Raw genomic sequence first — 7,611 nt, forward strand, 5'->3', positions numbered from 1 at the left:
CGCACCGCGCCGGGCCCTTCGCTAATCGTCAACCGCCAGCGACAGCAGCGCAGGTGCGATCGCGGCGTCCAGGGTCTGCCCATGGCCCAGGCCCGGCAACCGCAGGCGCTGCACTTCCATGCCGGGCAGTTCGGCGAGCACCGCGTCCAGCCTTCGGCCGGCCTCGGCATTGCCCGCACCACGACCACCCGGGCCGACCGGGCCATCGCGGCTGGATGCGGCCGGCGCGCCGCGCACCAGCAACAGCCGTGCCGGCAGGGAAGGAGACCGACGCGCGGCGCGCTCCAGTTCGCCGACGACGAAACCTTCGCCCCACCACAACGACGGATCGACCGCGACGTAATCGGTGAAGGCACCCGGGCGCGCGGCGAGCGCATGCAGCGCGAACAGCCCGCCATAGGAATGGCCCCACAGCATCCGGCGGCCCTCGTCGAGGACCACACGCTGCCGCACCGCCGGCAGGATCCGCTCGGCGATCAGCGCGAGGAATGCATCGGCGCCACCGCTGCGGCGGCCGTTGCCGCTCGCGTCGAACTCCTCGCCGTCTCCCCCGCCACGCCGTGGCGTGTAGTCCCATGTGCGTGCCGGGCCATCGATGCGCAGGTCATTGTCGTGGGCAACGAGCACCAGCACCGGCGGCCGTGCGCTGGCCGCCAGTTGCTCCAGCAGCGGCGCCTCCAGCGCCATCAGCACCGCGTTGCCGTCCAGCATGCAGGCTACCGGGAAGCCACGCGCCGGCACCGCGCCGGCCGGTATTGCCAGATGCACGCGGTAGTGGCGCTGCCCATCGGCCGAAGCGACGGACAGCCGCTCGAAGCGATAGCCGTGCAGCCGCGCGTCGGCCACGGTCCGGCCGACGCGCGCGCCGGGGTCGGGCTGCGCACCTGCCGGGGCGGCGACCGGCAGCGCGACGAGAAGCAGCATCGCGCGCGCGATCCAGCCGACCGCCCGAACCGTCCTGCCCATCAGAAGCCGACCGTCAGGTTCACCCAGAAGCTGCGGCCGGGTTCGTTGTAGGTCGCCGCGCCTGCCCCGCTGGCGCTGGTGCTGGTGGTGCCTTCGCGGAACAGGCGCTTGTCGAACAGATTGGCCACGCCCGCGCCCAACCGCACGTCGGGGGTGACCCGGTACTGCCCGCTGAGGCTCCACAGATCGTAGGCACCGCGCGTATCCGGCGGCAGCGGCGCACCGGTGGTGCTGGACTGCGTGGCGGCTTCCTGCCTGCCATAGAAGGTGCCGGTGAGCAGGAACGACCAGCGCGGGCCCGGCTGCCAGTCCAGGAAGGTGTTGACGGTATAGCGCGGGATGATCGACAGCGGCTGGCCGCTGGCCTTGTCCTCGTTCTCGATCATCCAGGTGACATTGGTATTCCACGACAGCACGTCGCCGCCGGCCAGCAGCGGCACCTTCAGGTTGCCCTCCATGCCGCGGATGACCGCGCGCGGCGCATTGCTCCACTGGAACACCTGGCCCTTCGTATCATGGGTCAGGCCGATGCGCTCCTGGCCGGCGACGATCTTGTCCTTGTAGTCGTTGTGGAAATAGGTCAACGACGCATGCCAGCCGCCGTCCGGCGCCCACTCGATGCCGATTTCCTTGTTGACGCTGGTTTCCGGATCGAGACCGGCGTTGCCCATCACGTAGCAGCCCGAGCCCATGTTCGGACTGAGTACCGGGCAGCCGTTGCCGCGGGTGTAGTACAGGTAGTTCGGGTTTGCCTGGTACAGGTTGGGTGCCTTGAACGCACGCGCGATGCCGCCCTTCACCGCCCAGTCCTGGGCCAGCTTGAACTGTACGTTGAGGCTGGGGCTCCAGTTGTTGCCGAACTGCGAGTGGTGGTCGAAACGCACGCCCGGCGTGACGGTCCAGCGCTCGCCCAGGTACAGGTTGTCCTCGGCATAGAGCGCGGCGAACTGCTGGTCGCTCCTGCCCGGGCGGCCTTCGCCCACGCCGGGGATGCCACCGCCGCTGCCCGCACTCTGGGTCATCGAGTACGGGTCGTCCAGGCGCATGTCGCGGTATTCGAAACCGAGCGTGGCGACCTGCTCGATGCCGCCCCAGGCCAGCGGCAGGTTGATCTCGCCATCGACGCGGGTGGAGGCCAGTTCCGAGGTGGAGAAGGTCGCGCCTGCGTTGATCGAGCCTTCCGGGCCACCGGCCAGGCCTTCGTCCAGCCGGGTATTGTCGGTGTGGTCGTAGGCGGCACTGAGCCGCGACGTGCCCCAGTCGTAGCTGCCACGGTGGGTCAGCCCGAACGCGCGCCGCAGCATGATGTTGGTCTCCGCGCCGTACAGGTCGTTCAGCCGCTGGAAGCCATCGCCGGCGACGCCGCGTTCGCCGGAGTAGATGTTGCCCTGGCGGCTGACGCTGGCATCCAGCTCCAGCACGTGCGCGTCGTTGATGTCGTAGCGCAGCAGGCCGCTGATGTCGCGGTTGCGCACGCCCTCGCGCCCCGCCGGCGGGGTCACGCCGGTGGCGAAATCCTGGTTGAGGTACAGCGAATCGGCATCGGTCTTGCCCACGTTGCCATACAGCCGGAACGAGAGCCGGTCGCCCAGCGGGCCCGACAACTGGAAACCGGCGCGCTTGCTGCCGCCTTCGTCGGCGTGTTCGGGCACGCTGCCGTACAGGGTGAGCGAGCCGGCCAGGTCGCCGGTGGGCCGCCTGGTGATGATGTTGACTACGCCGCCGGACGCACCGGAACCGTAGCGCGCCGCGGCGGGACCGCGCAGCACCTCGATGCGTTCCACCGCTTCGGCCGGCACCCAGTTGCTGTCGCCGCGGCTGTTGCGCTCGCCGCTGCGCCCCATGCGCACCGAATCGCGCGCGCTGACCGGGCGGCCGTCGACCAGGATCAGCGTGTTTTCCGGGCCCATGCCGCGGATGTCGATCTGGCGGAAGTTGCCATAGGCGCCGGAAGCCGTGTTGCCGGTGAGGTTGATGCCCGGCATGCGGCGGATGACCTCGGACAGGTCGTTGGCCGGTGGCATGCGTTCCAGGTCCACCGCGGTGATCACCGACGTACCCAGCGCCTGCCGCGCGATCTGCTCGGCGGTGACGTGCACGGTGTCGATGTCGGTGGCGTCGGGCGCTTCGTCGGCGCTGGCTGGAGCTGCGGCCAGCGCGGACAGCAGCAGCGCGGCGGCAAGCGGATGACGGCGGAACGGCTGGGCGCGCAGCGCCCGCCGCGAGCGGGGATCACGGGACATGGAAAGCCTCTCGACAGGGGGGAAAGACCTCTGGCGACGGCTTGAGGTACGACGGTTCGGCGATGACGTGGCGCGCGCAACGGCATCGCCACGGATGCCGCGCATTCTACATCAAACGAGAATTAATCTCATCTACCGAGGACGGTTACCGCTCAGACGCATGCGACAAGTTGTCGCAGGTCATCGATCACCGCCAGCGCGCCCGCCGATTCCAGGTCGAGATCGCGCGGATAGCCATAGCGCACCAGCACGATGGGCATGCCGGCCGCATTCGCCGCCCCAAGATCGGTGGCCGAATCGCCGATCATCAGGCACTGCGCCGGCGCCCGCCCCAGCCGCTGCGCCGCATGCAGCAGCGGCTCGGCGTCCGGTTTGCGCTGCGGCAGCGTGTCGCCGCCGACGATGTGCGCGAAGTACCCGGCGATGCCCAGGTGGTCGAGCAGCGGCGGCACCAGCGCCGATGGCTTGTTGGTGCAGATCGCCATCGGCAGGCCACGCGCCTGCAGCAGCTGCAGCGCTTCGGTCACGCCGTCGTACAGGCGCGGGCTGCGCAGCAGGCAGTCGCGGTAGTGGCGCATGAAGGTGGGCATCACCTCGTCCAGCGAGCGTTCGCTGCCGGCATGCGCCAGAGCGGTGGCCACCAGGCGGCGCACGCCCTCGCCGATCCAGCTGCGGACCGTTGCCTCGGACACCCGCGGCAGCGACAGGTCATCCAGCGTGCGGTTGACCGCCTCGGCGATGTCCTCGGCGCTGTCCACCAGCGTGCCGTCCAGGTCGAATACCAGCGCTGCGATGCCCACACTTCCACTCCACGACACGAAGCCGACGATTGTAACGGGGCATGGACGCGGGTCAGTCGACGGTTATGTCGCGGAACAGATCGCCCTGCACCACCGAATCCTCGCGGTCGCGGAAGCCGGACAGCCCCACGCCCACCAGCCGGTAGCGCGTTTCCGGCGGCAGCTGCACGCGCTGGCACAGGGCCAGCGCGATGTCGCGCAGTTCCTCTTCCGAGGCCGGCGGCGCATCGGGCGTGAAGCTGCGGGTGAGGATGCGGAACTGCGCGGTCTTGAGCTTGAGCACCACGGTATGGCCGACGCGTTCGGTGCGCCCGGTCGCGCGCCAGGTCCTGGCCGCCAGCTGCGCGATCAGCTCGTCGAACTCGCCCAGCCGCAGGTCCTCGCTGAAGGTGTCCTCGGAGGAGATCGACTGCACCGGCTGGTCCGGTTCCACCGGGCGTTCGTCGATGCCGCGCGCGCGCCGGTACAGGCGCTGGCCGAAGGTGCCGAACAGCGCCTCCAGCTGTTCCAGCGGCAGGCCACGCAGGTCGCCGACGGTGGCGATGCCCAGCGCCGCCAGACGGCCTTCCATCACCTTGCCCACCCCGGGCACCCGGCTCACCGGCAGCGGCGTCAGGAACTGCTCCACCCGCGCCGGCGGCACCACGAACTGGCCATCGGGCTTGCGCCAGTCCGAGGCGATCTTGGCCAGGAACTTGTTCGGCGCGATTCCGGCCGAGGCGGTGAGCGAGGTCGTCTCGCGGATCTGCGCACGGATGGTGCGCGCGATCTCGGTGGCGATGCCGTCGCAGGTCGGCGAATCGGTCACGTCCAGATAGGCCTCGTCCAGCGACAGCGGCTCGACCAGCGGCGTGTGCTGCAGGAATATCTCGCGGATCTGTCGTGATACGGCCTTGTAGCGGGCGAAGTCCGGCGGTACGAACACCGCATCCGGGCACAGCCGCTCGGCGCGCACCGCCGGCATCGCCGAGCGCACGCCGAACCTGCGCGCCTCGTAGGACGCCGCGCACACCACCGAGCGGGCGCCGCGCCAGGCCACCACCACCGGCCGGCCGCGCAACGCCGGATCGTCCCGCTGCTCGACCGACGCGTAGAACGCGTCCATGTCGATGTGGATGATCTTGCGCATGGCGAGCGACGCAACCGCGGAACGAAGGAGCGCCATGATAGCCCGACGCCCCATACGCACCGGTACGATCTGCGACGAACATGCCGGCTTTTCCCGACAACACTACGGATGCGTACGGTTAAAACTGTTGATTGAACGCGTGTGCATCATGCATGCTCGGTCGTTAACCCATGTTTCCGTGTTCCGGATTACCGCTTCGATGAACCGTCTCAATGCGTTCTCGCGCGAACAGCTGCTGGCCAGCGCCCGCGGCGAGCTGTTCGGGCCCAACAAGGGCCGCCTCCCCAACGACCCGATGCTGATGTTCGACCGCATCACCGACATCCGCGACGACGGTGGTCCGCACGGCAAGGGCCTGGTGCGCGCGGAACTGGATATCCGACCGGACCTGTGGTTCTTCGGCTGCCACTTCATCGGCGACCCGGTGATGCCCGGCTGCCTGGGGCTGGACGCGATGTGGCAGCTCACCGGCTTCTTCCTTACCTGGCTGGGCGCCGAAGGCCGCGGCCGCGCGCTGGGCTGCGGCGAGGTCAAGTTCACCGGCCAAGTGCTGCCCAGCGCCAGGCTGGTCCAGTACGAGATCGACATCTCGCGCGTGATCAACCGCAAGCTGGTCATGGCCCAGGCCGACGCCCGCATGCTGGTCGACGGCCGCGAGATCTACACCGCCAAGGACCTGCGCGTGGGCCTGTTCACCTCCACCGAGAGCTTCTGATGCGTCGCGTCGTCATTACCGGCATGGGCATCAACTCCTGCCTCGGCAACGATCTGGACACCGTTTCCAGCGCCCTGCGCGAAGGCCGTTCCGGCATCGTCGCCCTGCCCGACCACGCCGAAGCCGGCCTGCGCAGCCAGGTCGGCGGCCGCGTCGACATCGACCTGGACGCGCAGATCGACCGCAAGCTCAGGCGCTTCATGAGCGACGCGGCGGCGTACAGCTACATCGCCCTGCGCGACGCCATCGCCGACGCCGGCCTGGACGAGGCGCAGGTCAGCAACGTGCGCACCGGCCTGATCGCCGGTTCCGGCGGCGGCTCCAGCCAGTGGCAGGTGGAAGCCGCCGACCTGCTGCGCAACCGTGGCGTGCGCAAGGTCGGCCCCTACATGGTGCCGCGCACGATGTGCTCCACGGTGTCGGCCAACCTGGCCACCGCCTTCAGCATCAAGGGGCTGAGCTACTCGCTGTCCGCTGCCTGCGCCACCTCCGCGCACTGCATCGGCGCCGCGGCCGACCTGATCCGCCATGGCGCGCAGGACGTCGTGTTCGCCGGCGGCGGCGAGGATCTTCACTGGTCGATGAGCGTGATGTTCGACGCCATGGGCGCGCTGTCCACCGGCTTCAACGACACCCCCGCCCAGGCCTCGCGTCCCTATGACGCCAACCGCGATGGCTTCGTCATCGCCGGCGGTGCCGGCATGCTGGTACTGGAAGACTACGACCACGCCGTCGCGCGCGGCGCGCGCATCCACGCCGAGCTGATCGGCTACGGCGTGACCTCCGACGGCGCCGACATGGTCGCCCCATCGGGCGAAGGCGCGGTGCGCTGCATGAACATGGCGCTGGCCGGCATCGATCGTCCCGTCGACTACCTCAACACGCACGGCACCTCGACGCCGCTGGGCGACATCACCGAACTTGGCGCGGTGCGCGAAGTCTTCGGCGACAACCTACCGCCGATCTCCTCGACCAAGGCCCTGTCCGGCCATTCGCTGGGCGCCGCCAGCGTGCACGAGGCGATCTTCTGCCTGCTGATGATGCGCGATGGCTTCATGGCCGGCTCGGCCAACATCGAGACGCTGGACCCGCGCGCCGAGGGCTTCCCCATCCTGCGTCAGACGCAGGAAGCGCAGCTGTCGACGGTGATGTCCAACAGCTTCGGCTTCGGCGGTACGAACGCCACCCTGGTGTTCGGCCGGGTGTGAGGCAGGCGTTGGCGCGGTAGCGATTGAAGCAACGGCGCCTGCGGGCGCCGTTGTCGTATGCGTCGTTGGCGGTGTGATTCAGCAGGAGCGTGCGATTTTCTTCGAGGACCCGCACGTGGCGCGCCAGCACGAGGCGGACATCCAGCTGCTGGAGCGCGCGGTGACGACGGTGACGGACCACCAGGCGGTCTGTATCACCGCGCCCCATCTCGCCGCCCGCTGGGCCATGGCCGCGCAGCAGCGGGCACGGCGACGCTGATCTTCGGTGCGATCGGAACACGGCAACGGTGTCCGTGGGCGTCGTTGTCGTCTGCGCGATCGCGTTGCTCTCCCCAAAGAGCCCTGTGTTGGCGGCCTGCGTGGGTTGCGCCAGCCTTCGTCGAGGGAGGGCGGCTCGCCGTATCGGCCCGCGGGGCAAGAACGAGCGCGGGCACGCCCCCACGCGATACATCGGCACGAGGCAAGCCTCCAGCAGCGGGAGCGCGCGGTCACGCGTCGGAATATCAAATGGCGCCGGCCCTGCTTTGGCGCAGGGCGTTGACGACGCCCC

6 protein-coding genes and 1 pseudogene are annotated in these 7,611 nt (G+C 69.3%); 3 read left to right on the top strand and 4 right to left on the bottom strand.

Annotated features, from left to right (window positions below; all coding sequences use genetic code 11):
- Positions 1-21: 21 nt before the first annotated feature.
- From AC06FP_RS10670 to dinB, 4 genes are all read right to left on the bottom strand, one after another.
- Positions 22-966 carry an alpha/beta hydrolase gene (locus tag AC06FP_RS10670; protein WP_478075467.1) on the bottom strand — a complete coding sequence of 315 codons (945 nt, stop codon included), beginning with the start codon at positions 964-966 and terminating at the stop codon, positions 22-24.
- Positions 966-3,209, bottom strand: a complete 2,244-nt coding sequence (locus tag AC06FP_RS10675; RefSeq protein WP_478075468.1) for a TonB-dependent siderophore receptor — start codon at positions 3,207-3,209, stop codon at positions 966-968. The genes AC06FP_RS10670 and AC06FP_RS10675 overlap by 1 nt, the downstream gene beginning before the upstream one ends.
- 152 nt (positions 3,210-3,361) lie before the next feature.
- Positions 3,362-4,009 carry a phosphoglycolate phosphatase gene (locus tag AC06FP_RS10680; RefSeq protein ID WP_478075469.1) on the bottom strand — a complete coding sequence of 216 codons (648 nt, stop codon included), beginning with the start codon at positions 4,007-4,009 and terminating at the stop codon, positions 3,362-3,364.
- Positions 4,010-4,061: 52 nt separating this feature from the next.
- Complete coding sequence (dinB, locus tag AC06FP_RS10685; RefSeq protein ID WP_456118055.1) at positions 4,062-5,138, bottom strand: DNA polymerase IV; 1,077 nt, start codon at positions 5,136-5,138, stop codon at positions 4,062-4,064.
- Positions 5,139-5,337: 199 nt separating this feature from the next.
- Between dinB and fabA the strand changes: the two genes are divergently transcribed.
- The 3 genes and pseudogenes from fabA to AC06FP_RS10700 all read left to right on the top strand — a co-directional run.
- Complete coding sequence (gene fabA / locus AC06FP_RS10690) at positions 5,338-5,853, top strand: 3-hydroxyacyl-[acyl-carrier-protein] dehydratase FabA (RefSeq protein ID WP_054662614.1); 516 nt, start codon at positions 5,338-5,340, stop codon at positions 5,851-5,853.
- Entirely contained in the window at positions 5,853-7,061 is a 1,209-nt protein-coding gene (gene fabB / locus AC06FP_RS10695) for a beta-ketoacyl-ACP synthase I (protein ID WP_478075470.1), read from the top strand. The genes fabA and fabB overlap by 1 nt, the downstream gene beginning before the upstream one ends.
- Positions 7,062-7,146: 85 nt before the next feature.
- Positions 7,147-7,320: pseudogene (locus AC06FP_RS10700) on the top strand (methylglyoxal synthase); the annotation flags it as partial.
- Positions 7,321-7,611 lie beyond the last annotated feature (291 nt).

It is taken from the genome of Stenotrophomonas sp. Steno-Z2, assembly GCF_056393235.1.

Bases quoted from the DNA above. Each gene is read 5' to 3' on its own strand.
- dinB (WP_456118055.1), bottom strand. From the start codon at position 5,138: ATGCGCAAGATCATCCACATCGACATGGACGCGTTCTACGCGTCGGTC.
- AC06FP_RS10670 (WP_478075467.1), bottom strand. From the start codon at position 966: ATGGGCAGGACGGTTCGGGCGGTCGGCTGGATCGCGCGCGCGATGCTG.
- fabA (WP_054662614.1), top strand. From the start codon at position 5,338: ATGAACCGTCTCAATGCGTTCTCGCGCGAACAGCTGCTGGCCAGCGCC.
- fabB (WP_478075470.1), top strand. From the start codon at position 5,853: ATGCGTCGCGTCGTCATTACCGGCATGGGCATCAACTCCTGCCTCGGC.
- AC06FP_RS10675 (WP_478075468.1), bottom strand. From the start codon at position 3,209: ATGTCCCGTGATCCCCGCTCGCGGCGGGCGCTGCGCGCCCAGCCGTTC.